16 protein-coding genes are annotated in these 16,244 nt (G+C 48.1%); 8 read left to right on the top strand and 8 right to left on the bottom strand.

The annotated features are described in order from the left end of the window. Window positions 1–11 precede the first annotated feature (11 nt). Window positions 12–656 (bottom strand): hypothetical protein, encoded by a 645-nt coding sequence (locus tag IE181_RS13230; protein ID WP_191253720.1) that lies wholly within the window; start codon window positions 654–656, stop codon window positions 12–14. Between the two features lie 23 nt (window positions 657–679). Then, window positions 680–955 carry a DUF3572 domain-containing protein gene (locus tag IE181_RS13225; RefSeq protein WP_191253718.1) on the bottom strand — a complete coding sequence of 92 codons (276 nt, stop codon included), beginning with the start codon at window positions 953–955 and terminating at the stop codon, window positions 680–682. Window positions 956–1,093: 138 nt separating this feature from the next. Here IE181_RS13225 and IE181_RS13220 point away from each other — a divergent pair, with 138 nt between their 5' ends. Beyond that, window positions 1,094–1,936 (top strand): glycine zipper 2TM domain-containing protein, encoded by an 843-nt coding sequence (locus IE181_RS13220; protein WP_191253716.1) that lies wholly within the window; start codon window positions 1,094–1,096, stop codon window positions 1,934–1,936. Between the two features lie 86 nt (window positions 1,937–2,022). Here the strand turns inward: IE181_RS13220 and IE181_RS13215 are convergent, their stop codons facing one another. The 3 genes from IE181_RS13215 to IE181_RS13205 all read right to left on the bottom strand — a co-directional run bounded on the left by IE181_RS13215 (window position 2,023) and on the right by IE181_RS13205 (window position 4,519). Next, window positions 2,023–2,562, bottom strand: coding sequence for a phasin family protein (locus IE181_RS13215; protein ID WP_191253714.1), 540 nt, complete (start codon window positions 2,560–2,562; stop codon window positions 2,023–2,025). Between the two features lie 121 nt (window positions 2,563–2,683). Next, window positions 2,684–3,946, bottom strand: coding sequence for a DUF445 domain-containing protein (locus IE181_RS13210; RefSeq protein ID WP_191253712.1), 1,263 nt, complete (start codon window positions 3,944–3,946; stop codon window positions 2,684–2,686). Window positions 3,947–4,006: 60 nt separating this feature from the next. Continuing rightward, window positions 4,007–4,519: an outer membrane lipoprotein gene (locus IE181_RS13205; RefSeq protein WP_191253710.1), complete on the bottom strand. Its 513-nt coding sequence runs from the start codon at window positions 4,517–4,519 to the stop codon at window positions 4,007–4,009. A 257-nt stretch (window positions 4,520–4,776) separates the two neighbouring features. On the opposite strand from IE181_RS13205, the gene IE181_RS13200 reads away from it, so the two are divergent. Together IE181_RS13200 and IE181_RS13195 are read left to right on the top strand one after the other, a co-directional pair. Further along, window positions 4,777–5,055, top strand: a complete 279-nt coding sequence (locus tag IE181_RS13200) for an SEL1-like repeat protein (RefSeq protein ID WP_191253708.1) — start codon at window positions 4,777–4,779, stop codon at window positions 5,053–5,055. A gap of 198 nt (window positions 5,056–5,253) precedes the next feature. Further along, window positions 5,254–6,009, top strand: a complete 756-nt coding sequence (locus IE181_RS13195; protein ID WP_191253706.1) for an SDR family NAD(P)-dependent oxidoreductase — start codon at window positions 5,254–5,256, stop codon at window positions 6,007–6,009. A 102-nt stretch (window positions 6,010–6,111) separates the two neighbouring features. Here IE181_RS13195 and IE181_RS13190 read toward each other — a convergent pair whose 3' ends face one another. The 3 genes from IE181_RS13190 to IE181_RS13180 all read right to left on the bottom strand — a co-directional run bounded on the left by IE181_RS13190 (window position 6,112) and on the right by IE181_RS13180 (window position 10,701). Next, complete coding sequence (locus tag IE181_RS13190; RefSeq protein WP_191253704.1) at window positions 6,112–9,117, bottom strand: zinc-dependent metalloprotease; 3,006 nt, start codon at window positions 9,115–9,117, stop codon at window positions 6,112–6,114. Window positions 9,118–9,122: 5 nt separating this feature from the next. Further along, entirely contained in the window at window positions 9,123–9,476 is a 354-nt protein-coding gene (locus IE181_RS13185; protein ID WP_191253702.1) for a hypothetical protein, read from the bottom strand. A 100-nt stretch (window positions 9,477–9,576) separates the two neighbouring features. Next, on the bottom strand, window positions 9,577–10,701 hold the full coding sequence (locus IE181_RS13180; protein WP_191253700.1) for a sensor domain-containing diguanylate cyclase: 1,125 nt from the start codon (window positions 10,699–10,701) through the stop codon (window positions 9,577–9,579). A 197-nt stretch (window positions 10,702–10,898) separates the two neighbouring features. Here IE181_RS13180 and IE181_RS13175 point away from each other — a divergent pair, with 197 nt between their 5' ends. The 5 genes from IE181_RS13175 (at window position 10,899) to IE181_RS13155 (ending at window position 16,231) form a co-directional block, all read left to right on the top strand. Then, window positions 10,899–11,531, top strand: a complete 633-nt coding sequence (locus tag IE181_RS13175; RefSeq protein WP_191253691.1) for an EF-hand domain-containing protein — start codon at window positions 10,899–10,901, stop codon at window positions 11,529–11,531. Window positions 11,532–11,850: 319 nt separating this feature from the next. Beyond that, entirely contained in the window at window positions 11,851–12,738 is an 888-nt protein-coding gene (gene dapA, locus IE181_RS13170; RefSeq protein ID WP_191253689.1) for a 4-hydroxy-tetrahydrodipicolinate synthase, read from the top strand. Between the two features lie 33 nt (window positions 12,739–12,771). Next, a complete protein-coding gene (gene smpB / locus IE181_RS13165) occupies window positions 12,772–13,266 on the top strand; it encodes an SsrA-binding protein SmpB (RefSeq protein ID WP_191253687.1) in 495 nt (164 codons plus the stop codon). Window positions 13,267–13,351: 85 nt separating this feature from the next. After that, window positions 13,352–13,834: a nuclear transport factor 2 family protein gene (locus tag IE181_RS13160; protein ID WP_191253678.1), complete on the top strand. Its 483-nt coding sequence runs from the start codon at window positions 13,352–13,354 to the stop codon at window positions 13,832–13,834. Window positions 13,835–13,999: 165 nt separating this feature from the next. After that, window positions 14,000–16,231 carry a TonB-dependent receptor family protein gene (locus tag IE181_RS13155; RefSeq protein ID WP_191253676.1) on the top strand — a complete coding sequence of 744 codons (2,232 nt, stop codon included), beginning with the start codon at window positions 14,000–14,002 and terminating at the stop codon, window positions 16,229–16,231. The last annotated feature ends 13 nt before the right edge of the window (window positions 16,232–16,244 follow it).

The raw sequence follows: 16,244 nt of genomic DNA, 5'->3' as shown, positions 1-16,244 counted from the left end.
GCGTGGACGGATCATGCATCACTGACCGTCCAGTGCAGAAGGTGTTTTTCAATGTCAGGCCAATTATCAATGCGAACATGTGCATGTTCTGCCCGCCCGATCAGGGCGGCAAGGTTCTTGTCGGCAACCGTATGGATCCGGTGGCAGTCTGGCGCGTGCTGGGCCACGGATGCATGTTGTGGGGGCAGGTCATCAATAAAGACAACACCGTTATCTGACCAGGAAAGAAGATCTGCTACTGCAGGGCCTTTTCCGCCAGCGTTAGCCAGTACGGGGTAATCCATGCCCAGATCGGCAAGATTTTTCGCCCGTCGCTGTCTGCAGTGTGCGGGGACATTAGAAAGAATGGCAATCTGATACAGTTCAGACAGGTTGCTCAGACAGTGGGCGGCATGGTCAACCGCTGCCATATCGCCAACACAGGTATCAAAGAAGTTGCCAATAAGGTTTTTGACCGTTTCTGGCGCCGCTACTTCCTGTGTCGCAGTATGGCGAATGTTACCAGCCAGTCGAAAGCTGGTCATCGTCAGCGTGTAACCCTGATCAGCCAGAAACACATCCAGACGTTCAACAAACTTCAGCAATACTTCATCCGCATCCACCAGTAATAGCGGACGGGTGGGGGAAAACTGAGTTTTGAAGTTGTTGATATCCATTACATTCCACCTACCGGCCTAGGTTACCACTCTTGTCCCTGACCGCCGCCCAGGGCACGCCATGCTGATGTCAATGTCTCCGGGCTGGTGTCCAGATGCTCGGCACATGCAATCAGGTCCGGTTCAAAGTTTATCAGAAAATCCAGCACGCCGACCAGAAAATCATTGTCTGTCAGCCGGGCTTTTATGGCGTCACCGTCCAGACCAGACAGGGCAACAAACCGTTCCTGCAAGTCGTCCTCTGATACTATAAAGATGATGGCTTGCAGAGCTATCGCTTGTGCGTCTTCGGTCGTCATAGTGATGTCATGCCTTTTACCTGGGAGTGTTCCTGGTTCATACACCAGTTTTTGATGTATCTAAACCTAAACAATGCGTTCAGGTAGCGTTCAGATTGTTCTTGGTAGGGTGATTCCGTAAGTTAGAAGGAGGCACCAATGCTGAAACGAACTTTAAGTATTATTGCGATAGCATCGTTTATTATTCCGGCAGGCGCTGCGTTTGCAGATAATGGCCGGGATAAACATGAGCGGAAAAAATACCGCGACAAACCGCGTGCAGAGAAACACTATGAGCGTAATGGCGGTGGCAAAGTTCGTAATGGCAATGGTCGCGGCAAAGACCAGAACAAAATCGTGATCGTTAACAAGAACATCAATAAAAATGTGACTCATGTTAACAATCGAGATGGACACCGTGATGGACGCGGCCGGTATGACCGGAATAAGTATCGGGATCATGGCAGTTACAGGGACTATTATTATAATGGTCACAAGCGTAACAAACATTATCACCACCGGAAAAAGTCCAATGTGTATGTGAATATCTCGCCTTACTACTACGGTTATAATTATGACCCCTACCGTTATCATTCGCACGGTACAAGCTACCACTATAACAGCTATTATGGCGGTTCTAGTAGGCACTCAAGCGGCGGTAATGTTGTCGGTACCATTGCCGGCGGAATTCTGGGCGGTGTTATAGGGGCCGAAATTGACGGCGGCCGCAACAACACAGCGGGCATTGTGATCGGTTCGGTTCTCGGTGCTACGATTGGTAATGAACTAACCAAAGACAAAGACCGTCACGACGGCAGATACCGTGGGTCTGATTATGACCGCCGAGACGGTGACTGGTACGATGATTACCGGGATGAGTATGGCCGGGATCATGCAGATAAGGATAAAGAGTACGACAGCACAACACGGACCTGTATCAAATATAGATACAAAAACGGTGACTATGAATGTTCCGAGTGGCTCACCAAGGTTCGTGATTGAATTAAATCTATGGCTACCAAAGAAAAAGGACGGCGTAAGCGCCGTCCTTTAATCATTCAGTGATACTGAAAGTGTAACCACCCGCTTTAGGTGCGAGGAACCAGCGTTTCAAGTAATCCTGCAGTTTCTTTCCAGAAAGTCTCGTACGGCTTGATGCTATCTTGGATAGGCAGCCCAGATACTTTGGAGAGTTTGTCAATTTCAGTCACTGCAGCTTGAAAACTATTTCTGGCGTAATCTGCTTGGATGGAAAACACATCTGCCGGTGACGTGGCTGCAGCCATTTTTGCGACTGCCTGAAAATATTGGTCAACACTGGCTGCGGAATAGTCAAGTAAGCTAGCACTACAGGCAGTGATAAAATCTGATGCATCTGCATCTTTACTCTTCGGTGAAACGGCGGCTGTGTCTGGTTTTTTAGCACCGCTTTTCTTCTTGGTAGCAGACTTCTTTACGGCCTTTGCCTTCACCGCGGGGGCTGATTTTTCTTCTGTTGTTTTACTTTTAGGTGCCGCTGATAGGGTGGCTTCTTTTGACAGATCGACTGTCTCTGCTGCTTCTGGTTTCAGTGTTTTTGAAGCGGCGGCTTTTTCAGGTTTAGGTGCTGTTGTCTTAGTGGCTGTCATTGGTTGCTCCCGGTATAAAGTAACTCGACACAGGGTTGATGATAGCTGGATTTTACCACGAAAATTGATGCGCCGCAATAAATTGCTGCGCCGCACAAATTATACGTATTTGTTGCTGATTTTAGGGCAGGAGATAGGTACTGACGCAGTGAACAATTGCACCGACAAGGGCACCAACAAGTGTTCCATTTATTCTGACATATTGTAGATCACGACCAACAGTTAGTTCAATGCGGTTGGTTATGGTTTTCGCGTCCCAGCCGCGCACAACATCAGCGATAAAAGCGCCAATTTGTCGACGCCAGGGGACTGCCACTTGAAGTACGAGCGCCTCCAGCCGTTCATTGATACGAGCTTCTAGTTCCGGGTCGTGCTGCATCTTCTGACCGAACCCGGCGATACCCGAAGCAATTGTAGATCTGAGCGTATCAGAAGGCATTTCAGTTTGCGAAATAATGTGATCTCTGAGCCGGTCCCAGATTTGTCCTAACAGCAAACTGGCGCTTTCGTCTTCTATGACCTTTTCCTTGAAGGTTTCAATCTGGGCTTTGAAACTGTCAGACGTTTGTAATTTATATATTAAATCTGCAACGGCCTGATCGAATTTTTGATAGGCCTCCGAGTCTTCGTTCTGTAGATCATCAACAAATTCCAATGCCCCTTCGAGGATTGCTTCCGCGACTTTTTTATCGACGCTCGCAGGCACCCACCAGTAGCTTTTCTTCTCCACAATTTCGATTATGCGGTATCTGTGATCAACCAAAGCCTGTCTGACATATCCAACGGCTTTGCTGAACAAGTCCTTTTGTTGCTCATGCTTTAAAAGAACACTTAAAATATCGCCAAGGAAGGGGGCTACTTTCAGGTTTTGCAGTTCTGTTTTTGCGACTCGGGTGACCGTTTGGCGAATTTCATCATCATTCAGGGACCGGACCATATGAGGGGTCGCAGCCAGAATATATTGGCTTATCAAATCAGCATTTTCCGGTTTTGATAGCCAGGCACCAACACGGCCTGCGATGTTGGCTTTGTTAAGCCGGGTGACAACTTCTTCGGGGTTTAGGAAATGCTGTTCAATGAATGTGCCGATGCTATTGCCTATCCTGTCCTTGTTATTCGGGATCAAGGCGGTATGGGGAATGGGAATACCCATTGGATGCCTGAAAAGCGCAGTGACGGCAAACCAGTCAGCAAGCCCGCCTACAATGCCGGCTTCTGATGCTGACATAATCAGGGACAGGATTGGACCTTTCTCCGGGACATAGTGCATACCAATGAAGGTTGCAGCCATAAGCAAAAGAAGTGACAGTGCGTAGCGTTTATACCGGCGCAGCTGCATTTCCTTCATCGCAATATCAGATGCGTAGGAGGTAGGGGGTGTCATACTGTGATGCCTTGCTTCATTATCTAGACATAGGCATCACATTGAATTCTGCAATAGGGATTATTGACTATAGAACTCATCCGGATTTTTTTCGTGTTCATAAACAATCCGGGATTCGTCCAAAACAACACGGGCACGGTCCCCATAATAAATCATGACCGGGGCGTTGTTCCCAAGGGGGACTGCGTCAGCCTGAACAATGGTAACCAAATCACCTTTTTCCGTCCGGATCAGATATTCAAAACCGCTTGTTTTGGCGTTCTTTTTGTCAATGCTGTCGCCAATGGCGCTACCAATAAGCGCGCCGCCAATGGCACCGATGACACCAACCGCATTATCACCTACGGTAGAGCCTGCGGCGGCACCAATACCTGCGCCTGCAAGGGAGCCAACGCCGCGTTTGCCGTCAATTTCTACCCAGCGATAACTTTCAATAACGCCGCGTTCGACGCTTTGGACACGTCCAACTGACCGCGAATCATAGTGTCCCGGTGACAAGCTTTGCGATGTGCAGGCACCTACGAGCAAGAGAGCAGGTACCAGCGCCAGATACCGGAGTTTTGACCCATTCATCGTCTTTGTGTCCTTATAATAAGCAAAATCAATATCCTATATACCGCAAGTAGCGATTCATGCAGGCATAATTATGGCAGGGAAACCTGAACGGTGCATGAACCGCAAAAAATGATACCACATCGGCCATAATGTGCTTCTGGTTTTTCGGTATTTTTGGTACAGTCGTAAAGGCCGCGCTGGAAAACAAGGTCGCGGTAGACAGTGAACAAATGTTGGGGAGCGTATCTGAAACCATTTAAATGCCGAGAAAGATCATGGGGCAGAAAGATAAACAATTATACCAGTACGTGATGGAACGCTTGCACTCAGCCGAAAGCGGGCAGGCAGAAGCACTGTATGACTTGGGGTTGCTCTATTCAACGGGACAAGGTGTTCCGAAAGATTATATTCAGGCACATAAATGGTTCAATCTGGCTGCCATCCGCGGGGTGCGCCGGGCGAAAGTTGACCGCAAGGAACTTGCCCTTGATATGCAGCACCGTGATATCGCGGAAGCCCAGCGTCAGGCACGTGAATGGTTGATGACACACTAAGCTGCTTTTGGTGTGATGCCTTCTGGTTCTCATATAATCTTTAATAGCCTGATAGAATTTACCTGCTTTGCAGTGGTTTGCAGGACGTGAATTTTGGTGCCGACATAGATGTGTCGACATCAGCGCCCTTGCATTAAACCCCAGCCCCTGGATATATATGGCCTTCAGTGACTTTTAGAATGTACGGAGGGGCTCTATATGTTTGATCTTTCAGGGAAAACTTATCTTGTAACGGGTGCATCCCGCGGAATTGGTGCGGCGACGGCCAAAATTCTGCTAGAGAGCGGAGCATGTGTTGTTGGCAGTTATGCGTCGGCGCCTGGGAACTTGGATAGTCTGGTGACGGACTACGGAAGCAAGCGTGTTCTGCCGGTACAGGCCGATTTATCGCAGATGGGCGCAGCACACCAGCTGTGGGAGCAGGCAGTTGCCTTCAATGGACATGTTGATGGTCTTGTTAATAATGCGGGCGTAATGCCTGAGGCATATGTAAGTGGCAGTGACGAAGACTGGCACGCCAGTTGGCACACCACTATGATGGTGAATATCCAGTCAGTCGCAGACTTGTGCAAATATGCCATTTGCCATTTTAAGCCGCGGGGCGGCGGACATATCGTTTCTATTGCCAGTCGTGCTGCATTTCGCGGTGACGGGATTGATTATATGCATTACGCGGCGTCAAAAGGGGCCGTGGTGTCCCTGATGCGGTCTATTGCCAGGGGCTATGCCCGTGACGGCATTTACGGATTTATAATCGCACCGGGCTGGGTGAAAACTGATATGGCAGCAGTTGCCTATGAGCCGGGGAATGAATGGATGCTGGATGAAATCCCGATGGGGGAAGCTGCACCACCGTCCGATGTTGGTAATATGGTGGCCATGTTGATGTCCGGGAACGTTAACCATGCAACCGGTACCACAATTGATATTAACGGCGCCAGCTATGTTCGGTAGGACATTCTGTCATGTATAACGGGTAAAACAAAAATGGGCCGGAAATGCCGGCCCAGTGACTTTTCACATGTAAGTACTATGTGTTCATAAGGTACGTGCTGTTTACTGGCTATCATCCAGCGCCTGATCAATCAGGAAGCTGATATGTTCACGGTGGGCGCGTGTTTCAGCATTGCCGCGCCATCGTGCCATGCTTTTTCTGATGTCATTCAGATTTTGCAGTGCAATTGATCTTGCAATAAAATCATAGCCAAACGGTGCTTTTAAAATACTGATCAGTCTGTAGATATAGTGGATTTGCAGTTCCTGTCGGTATGTATTGACCTGACCGCGTGCATCATCTTCAAAGATTGCGTCTGTTAAATCCCCCATGACTGCATGCAGGCTATATTCATTGCCGTACAGACCAGTATCCGTAATACGTAATAATGTCAGGGGATGAAGGATATGGTCCAATATGCCAGCCTGAATATTATTGATAACCGCATGGTATTTGGGGTCTTCGGTCATCAGGAAATGGGCAAACCCTCTGCGCTGGATTGCAATATGCCGCAGGAGCTTGGGGTCAAATTCAAAAGCATCAGGGGCAAAAATATGGGTCCGAAGGGCCTTCATTGCTTCCTGCTGTCTTGCCGCTTCGACGGGAATATAGGGGTCCACTGCTCCAGACTGTCCATTGACAGCCCTGTCGACGTAGATACCGCCAATATAACGGGACAGAATGTGCCCTTGATTTGAGATGTCGCCCAGAAGAACGCCCATGGCATTCCGCATTTCCTGGTAGCTTTCTCCGGGCTTGGAGAATTTATGCAGCAGGTTGTCGATGGCTTTTTTATTCATTACCAGACGATCAGTTGCATAAGTGATTGGCTGGTCAGTTAAATCCCCAACGTTAATGCGGGGATCGATGCCTTTTCCGGGAACCCGCATATCATCGGCATCATTACCAAAGGCAAGGCGCGGGTCAGCAGACTTTGCCAAATGGGCTTCGCGCGTCTGCGGGTCGTCCATTTCCGGCGCATACCCAAATGTGATTGCCCATTCGTCATATTCGCCGGGTTTCACGGTATAATAATGGGCTTGCGATTTGCCCTCTGGCGCAAAGTTTATCGCCGGATAATCCATAACAGAACCTGTCAGAGCATCACCTTGCAGATCTGGTTGGTGCGCCAGATCATAAGGAAGGCTGTAACTGCTTTTCATGTTATGGTTCAGGCCAAATGTGTGCCCCAGCTCATGAAGAACCAGATAATAGATCGACTCTTTGATCAAGGTGTCATTTTCGGCGTCACTTAAGCCTTTTGACGCGGCAAGCGCCTTTCCAAGTATGGTGTTTAGGTGCAAATGCTGGGCTAACCCACAGGATTTTTCATGCTCCTGAAGGTGGGCTGCAAATGTACCCACCCGGTTACCTGCGGGGGCCGCGGTGTCTCTGCTGCCCTCTATAGCAGCCGTTTGATCTGATGGTCTTGTGACATTGGTTTGATGACCGCCCAGGTCCATCTGAGGCGCAGTCGTGAAGGCCGCGGTATCATAGATACGGTCATATTGCAGCCGATTGGTCAGGAATATATATTCCAGCATAATGTCGGCGCCCAAAATCTGGCCGGTGCGGGGATTAACAAAGCGCGGGCCATAACCACCAAATAGCGGCGTGGGGCTTGATGTCCAGCGAATGACATTATAGCGCACATCATCAGCATCCCACTTTGCATCATCAGGCTGTATTTTAACTTCCAAGACATTCTGGAAACCGGCCTTTTCAAAGGCTTTGTTCCATGTCTCTGCTGCTGCTTTGATAATCGGGCGTATTTCCAAAGGCGTGGTGTTTTCAATCCACCAGACAATTGGTTCCACAGGCTCTGAAAGAGGTTGTTCTGGGAATTTTTTACGCAGGTCCCAGCGCTGTATCATGTCCCGGTACGGTGTGACATCAGTACTGGTCATGTCATTGGTGTAAACAAGGAAATATCCTACACGCGGATCATCAAACCGCGGCGTATAATCAGTGTCTGGCATCTCCATCATAAGGTGCTGAACGCTGACGGTAACATTACGTGCGTCGGTTACTTCGGCACCACCGCGGGCATAAGGTGTGGGATTGGAATAGACATAGTCCACATTCACCATCAGGTTTTCTGGGTATGTGGTTACCTTGGTTATGCGTGACTTTGCCCGGTTTAGTTTTCCCAGCCTGAAAGATGTGCTGGCATTTGGGCCGGGCAGGGGCGGTGTACGTAGTTGATCCAGATCTTCACTTAAAAACAAAATGTCAGCACGGATCAAAAAGGCTTTTTCTTCTTTTTCCGGGTTAGATTCTGCTTCTATGCGTGCGCTTGATAGAACGGATTCAGAAATATTCGCGTCTTTTGCGTTGGATAGCGGGTTATCTGGATCAAAATAGAAGTTGGTGTTTACTTCCACCAGCTCCAGACGATCAAAGTATTTTCTGAATTTCAAAACTTTTGGGCGGCGGTATTGTCCGCGGAAGTGTCCGCCGTCTATAACCCCATCGCTGATATGCGAGAAATAGATAAATTCTTTATCAAGCTGGTCTTCTTGAATCTCCATCCGCATGACGCCAGAGTCTGGATCACGGTAGACTTTGAAAAGACCGTCTTTGAAATAGTCGCCTTCGATGATGTCACTAATAGAGCGACCCTTGCGTTTAACTTTTTTTGAAGCCTCATCCTCGTCACTGTCGTCATCTTTCGCTTTGTCCTCAAGCTTCTTGTCGTCAGCGGCCTCGTCATCATTCTCAGTGGCGGGTTCTGCAATAGGATCTTCAGTCGGGCTGGGTGGAGGGTTCTCAGGGTCTTCCGGTTTTTCCTGTTTGGGTTCTGGTTGCTTATCAGGCTCATCATCTGATTTTGGGTCGTCAGTTGCGGGCTCATCAGCTGTTGGTTTGTCCTTGGCAGGCTTAGAACCATCTGTATCCGTTGCTGCTTTCTTGAGGATCAACGCCGGGGAAGTAGTTTCAATCGCCTGCAGGCCAAATGAGGGCACAAGTAAACTGACTAGTGCAGTTGCCATTAGTGCACTACGAATGGTCACAGGACGGAGGTCGTCCAGCCGGGCAGGGGCAGAGAAACTTTTCATAAATACCATGTGGATTAGTCCAGCGTTCTGAGTGCAGACATGAATGTTTTTTCAAACTGCGCACACCCTCCAGATGGTTCTTTACCACTGGCAGCATCTAGCTGGTTTTTAAATTCAATCTTTGTCAGAACTTTTTCATAGGTGTCTTTGGATAAATACGCCAGGCGTGCTTCAGTTTTGATGATATACTCTTCTATCAAGTCTTCTTCATATTCGCAAAAACGGGCGGCACCAGCAATTTTTGCATTTGTTTGTGCAAGGATAAGTGGGTCGCTTTGGTCAGCATACACACTCGTTGACAGGCCGAAAGAAATGCCAGCCAGTACAGATCCTGTACGCAGTAATGTCTTTATTGTTATTTTCTGCACCATAATACTCCTTGAATATACCGGGGAAACTAAACGCAATCCTTTGTTGGTGCAAGCTACAGTGCGATCAATTGTTTTTTATTCGTGATAAAATGAAGCTTTATTCTTCTGATGTAAATATTTTGATCTGATTGCGGCCCGCTTCTTTCGCGGCGTACAAAGCTTTGTCAGCACGCTCTAGTGCTGGCTCGATCGTTTCTTCAGGGGAGATCATCCGTGCAATGCCAATACTACAGGTAAATTGGATGTTTTCGACTTTAGTTTCAATAAGATGACGCTGCGTTTCTAGGTGAATGAAGGATGCAACATCCTGGGCATTTTCCATTGTGGTATCTGGTATGGTGATGGCAAATTCTTCACCGCCCAGTCTGCCAGCAAAACCGTTTGTTCCTACTGCATTGGTGATAATTTCAGCAAAAGTTCGAATAACGGTATCGCCCATTGCATGTCCATAAGTGTCATTGACACGTTTGAAATGGTCCAGATCAAGCATTAAAATCCATGTATTTTTACGGGCTTCTGCATCCAGGTTTGATGATAATTCCAGGTAACGACGTCTATTGTTCAACCCGGTCAGCATATCTGTGTTAGCCAGCAGGTTCAGTTTGTCCCGTTGCTGTTCAAGTTCGTTTTTCGTCAAATAGAGCTGCTCTGCCATTTCGGCTGTTTCCGCAGCGTATTTTTCCAAGAGGGCATTGCCAAGCAACTGATCCTGAGACGCCTCATCCTGATGGGTGATGTCATGCAGTTTCCAGATACGGGCTTGACCATCGCGAATTGGGTGGGTGAAACGCTTCATCACTGTGCCGTCAATCAGGTGAATAATATCGGAATAGGAAATGTCAGGTACACCGTTTACAGCTTCTACGGTTTCCTGCGCGCGCTGGGACGGCTCTCCTTCCTTATATAGGGGTGTGAATAATTCTGCGATTGTAGGTGCAGCGATACCGTTTGGGGCAAATTTTTGGCGAGCAACCACATTCAAGTCGAGGATTGTACCGTCCTGAGTGGAAATTATTACGGCGTTTTCCATGTCATCAATGGTAATGATATCCGTCTTTTGTGAAGATACAACAGATTGCCAGATACGCCCTGCGAAAACTCCTCCAATGATTGCAGTAATGATGCCGAAGCCTAGAAATACTGGGTTTGCGCTCGCGAAAAGGACTGTAAAAGCCGTTACCACAAACGCCAATGCAGACACCAATAGGAAGGATTTGGACATTGGACTTTTATACTCACAGTTCTTTCACCGACCCCAATTTTCATTTTAACTATACTTTGGTGCTTTATATCAACCATATTTGAAAGTTTTCTTTTGTCTTTTGAAAGGAAGGAGTGTCCTTGCAGCGTAATTAATAATGCAGGGAGCGTACATTATTCCTGCGTTTAGGCTGTTTACAGTTCAAAAGGAGATAAAAGATGGCGAGAAATAATAAAATAGTATGGTTTGTAACGTTAGCAGTTGCAGCAGCGTATCAACCACTTTCAGCGCAGGAACACGACAAGTCGGGACGTAGTCCTGAACATTTGTTTGAGAAGTTTGATGCTGACAGTGATGGCCGTATTACGCATGACGAGTTCCTAAGTGGTTCCCGGGACAGGTTTACGGCTTTTGATGCCAATGAAGACGGGTACCTGGTCTTAGAGGAACTGCCTGAGCAAATGCCGGTTTCTGAGGAGCGGAAAGCACGCAGGATGGAACATAAGGCTGAGCGCAAGGCTAAAATACTTAAAAAGTTGGAAGAAAATGGGGTGGAGAACCCTGAAGAGCATTTTGAAAAAATGAGAAAAGAGCGTAAGGGCGGCAGGGAAGGCGCCCACCCAGAACAGCGTCGGAGCCGAATGTCCTTCATTGGCAAGATGGACAAGGACGGAGATGAGCGCGTTTCTCTTGAAGAGTTTTCAAGCCGTCATGAACGCATGTTCTCGCGCATGGATGCTGATCAGGACGGTGCTGTCACAGTAGAGGAAGCTCGCAGTGCTCACGCTACTATGCGGCATACACGACAGCACAACAAAAATACTATGAAGGCGGGTGGTGATACCAAGTAGTGTTTTTACAAACGCGGTACAGCCTGAGTTTTTATTAATAGTTCAAAGAATAAAGAATACAGTCGGGTGCCATACTGGTGCCCGATTTTTTTGAAATATCTTCGCCTGTCGCAGGTGTTTTTGTTTTGAACATCTTGTGGGCACAAACGGTCAGTAAGAATGGTGCTTGTAACTTTTGTGTGGCTGGGAAGCTGGTTCGCTTTGCTTTACAAAAGTTTTTAAGCAGTATATGCAAGCTCACCTGAAAATGCACAGTCGCTCCGGTCGTTTTGCCGGGCAGTGGTTTTCTTCATCAACCGAATTACAGTGGAACTTCGTAATGTTTAAAGGCTCTATTCCAGCACTGATCACACCATTTGACGCTCAGGGGGAGGTTGATAAAGACCTGTACCAGAAGTTTGTTGATTGGCAGGTCAAACAGGGCTCGCATGGGTTGGTGCCGGTTGGAACAACGGGTGAGTCTCCGACTTTAAGCCACGAAGAACACCATTTGGTTGTTGATCTGTGTGTAGAAGCTGCTGATGGACGAGTTCCTGTTATGGCGGGAACCGGGTCAAACTCGACACGGGAAGCAATTACCCTGACACAGCATGCCGAGCGTGCAGGTGTGACCGCTGCCCTGGTGGTAACGCCTTATTATAATAAGCCGTCTCAGGAAGGGCTGTATCAGCACTTTAAGGCTATTCATGACGAAACGAATCTCCCGATTTATATCTATAATATTCCGGGACGGTCCATTGTGGATATGACGGTTGAGACCATGGCGCGTTTATTTGAATTGCCGCGCATCGTCGGTGTGAAGGATGCAACAGGCGATCTGTCGCGTGTGTCTGATCAGCGGACACTTGTCGGCGAAGATTTTATCCAGCTTTCTGGGGATGACCCTACAACACTTGGGTTCATGGCAATGGGTGGACACGGCGCAATCTCTGTGACCGCGAATGTCGCGCCTGCGCTATGCAGTAAGTTTCAGGAAGCATGCATGAACGGTCAGTATGACGTAGCCCTTGGGTATCAGGACAAACTGATTGCGCTGCACCACGCTATGTTTATTGAACCCAGTCCTGCTCCGGCAAAGTTTGCTTTGTCTTGTCTTGGCATTGGCAATGATTATGTCAGACGCCCATTGGTGCCGCTGACAGAGGCAGGGCGTACACGCATCAGAAATGTTCTGGCGGAATTGTCGCTAGATACTGTATCATTTTAATCGTAGAGCGAATTATCTGTTTTACTGGCGGTTATGGCGGGAAAAAATAAAAACAAGAATAAAAAGTCAGCATTCGGCGCACGTATTGCGGCGGATAACCGTAAGGCGCGTCATCTTTATGCTATCGAAGATGAGTATGAGGCTGGCATTGTCCTGACCGGCACAGAGGTTAAGTCCCTGCGGACAGGGCAGGCCAATATCACAGAAGCATACGCCGAAGTGAAAGATGGTGAAGCGTGGCTTGTGAACGCCTATATCCCCGAGCTGTTATACGGCAACAGATTCAATCACCAGCCGCGTCGTCCACGAAAACTCCTGATGCATCGTCGTGAAATCAACAGAGTCGGTGGTGCCGTGCAACGAGACGGGATGACGCTTGTACCGCTCCGGATTTTCTTCAATGACCAGGGCCGGGCAAAAGTAATGCTGGGCTTAGGCAAAGGTAAGAAGCATCATGATAAGCGTGAAGATCAGAAACAGCGGGACTGGCAACGTCAGAAATCACGGCTGATGAAAGACTTTGCCTGATAGCGTGCTGACTGCCGCATAGTTATGCTTGTGACCCCCGGCACGGTAAGGCATACTCTTAGTACGTTATGGAATAGGGGAAGTTATGATCAAACCAACATCATTTTTATTGTCGCTGGCTGTTTGCTTTGCAGTTTTGTTTACCGTGCCTGCCAGTGCATCTGACGATCAGGCTGAATTAAAGCAGCTTTTAGACCAGTTTCTAAGCATGCCTGCCGATGCGATTTATGAAAATCATGATCGGTTTTGGGCGGAAGACCTTGTTTATACGGGTTCTCGCGGAAACAGAACAACGAAGCAAGCAATCCTGCAAAGTGTCAGAGACCGGGAAGCCGAGGAAGCGGCAGAAGATACTGGTGAGACACGCCACGACCCGTCCTACAGCGCAGAAGATGTTGATATCAGGGTTTACGACACTACGGCCGTGGTTGCGTTTAAGTTAGTTGCGACAACGGGTACCGAGAACGGAATCACTATCGATACGTATTACAATACAGGTACTTTTTTGAAACGCGATGGTGTCTGGAAAGCGGTTGCCTGGCAGGCGACTAGAATTCCAAAAGAATAAATATAACACTTTCATATAGTTAATGATCGTAAGGCGCGAGAAAACAGATGATTTTCGCGTCTTTTTTTGTTTTGCAAATAAAACTAAGAATGACTTGCAATAACGAATTTTGAGTGCTACATCGCCCTTATTGTAATTAATAATAATTATTAAGTAAGGTGCAGTATGTATCACACTACCAGATCATTTACCGCAATTTGTGCGCTTTTGGCCGCAGCTCCTCTCACTGTTGCACAGACAGTCTCCGCAGCAGACGCTGATGCCTATATTGAATTTTCTTCAGACATTGAAAGAATTCAGGTTGTTGGTGAGCGTTCAGACAGAAGCTCGATCCCTGGCTCGGCAACTCGGTTGAACGAAGAAGACCTTCAGGAATTCAAATATCAGGATATTACCCGTATTCTGCGGCGCGTTCCTGGTGTCAATCTGCAGCAGGAAGATGGATACGGTCTGCGACCGAATATCGGCCTTCGTGGCACCGGGGTAGAGCGGTCCTCAAAGATTACCTTGATGGAAGATGGTATTCTAATCGCGCCGGCACCTTACGCAGCACCTTCAGCTTATTATTTTCCGACAGCAGCTCGAATGCAGGCGGTGGAAGTGCGCAAAGGCTCTGCCGCAGTTAAATTCGGACCACGCAGTGTAGGCGGTGCCGTTAACCTGGTCAGCCGGTCAATTCCTGATGAAACATCTGGTTTTGTCGACACGCAGATCGGTAGCGACAGCCTGTTTACAGTGCACGGGGCGGCTGGTACCTCTACTGAGAATTTTGGCGGCGTTGTTGAGGTTTTCAAATCTGAAAATGACGGCTTTAAAACTCTCCCAGGCGGCGAAGATACAGGCTTTGATATTGAAGACTATATGGGTAAGTTTCGCATCAACACTGACGAAGATGCAGATATCTATCAGTCGCTGGAGATTAAACTCGGTAAAACTCTGAACGACAGCCATGAGACGTATCTTGGCCTAACGGACGATGACTTTGCCACTAATCCTTATCAGCGGTACGCAGCAAGTGCGCTCGACTTCATGGATACCAAGCATGAGCAAATCAGCCTGACACATCATCTGAAAATTGATGAGATCGAGGTTATTACATCTGCCTATGAAAACACTTTTGAACGAGACTGGTTCAAGCTGGATGATCTGATTATTGACGGTAATCGTCTGTCTACGGCATCGGTACTGGCTGATCCTGATACGTATTCATATGCACTGTCCGTCCTGAAGGGCGAGGTAGATAGCGGAGATGACGTGATACGCCTGAAGCACAATGCCCGTGCCTACAAAAGCCGTGGTGTGCAGTCTTTGGTAGCCGTACCGTTCACCGCGGGCGATGTCAGCCATGATCTGGAATTTTCTGTCCGGTACCATGAGGATAGCGAAAGCAGACTTCAGTACCGTGAAAGCTTTGCCATGGTTTCAGGCGGTCTGAATTTTGTTGGTGCTGAACAGCCGGGCGAAGCAGGAAACCGCAAGGTTTATGCAAAAGCCTGGGCATTTATGGTGGAAGACACTATTAAAGTTGGTAACTGGACAATCGTTCCCGGCGTGCGGTACGAGTCAATTGATCTTGACCGGTCCGATTGGGCATCTGATGATCCGAGCCGGTTGGCTGATCCGTCACGCAAAGAAACAACAGAGGTGAATACCCTTATTCCTGGTCTTGGCGTTAGCTACAAGATGGATGACACATTGACCCTGACGGGCGGTATCTACAAAGGGTTTAACCCGCCTGGCCCTGGTAGCGCTGATGCCAAAGAAGAGAAAAGTCTGAATGTTGAAGCGGGTGTCATTTATGATGCACAAGGCTTTTATGCCGAGGCAATGGCTTTCTATTCTGATTATTCTAACATTTTGGGAACATGTACCAATGCAACCGGCTGTATTGGCGGTGATATTGGGGATCAGTTCAATGGTGGTGCTGCTACCATTCAGGGGCTTGAGCTTGTAGCGGGATACACAGCAGATGTCGCGCATGGCTGGGCAATGCCGCTATCCCTTTCTTATACATTTACGGATGCTGAGTTTGATACAAGCTTCGAAAACAGCTTCTGGGGTGATGTGCATGAAGGTGATCATATGCCGTATTTGCCGCGTCATCAGTTGACGTTGAATGCTGGGCTTACAAATGATGCTATCAGCTTCAATACATCCGTCAATTATGTTTCTAAATCCAGAACCGATGCAGGGCAGGGGGCAATTCCTTTGAACGAGAAAATTGAAGGCCGGTTCCTCGTTGATGCAGCGGTTACCTACCGCATGACTGATGCGATTTCTCTGTTTGCTGCGGTAGATAACCTTTTTGATAAGGAATATGCGGTATCACGTCGGCCATATGGTCTACGCCCTGGCAAGCCGCGCACATTCCAGACCGGGGTTCGTTTTGAATTCTAGGTTGATGGACACT

It is taken from the genome of Kordiimonas sediminis, from assembly GCF_014656395.1.
GTDB lineage: Bacteria > Pseudomonadota > Alphaproteobacteria > Sphingomonadales > Kordiimonadaceae > Kordiimonas_A > Kordiimonas_A sediminis.
The sequence above is the reverse complement of the archived record's forward strand: the minus strand, read 5'-3'. Positions and strand labels throughout refer to the sequence as shown.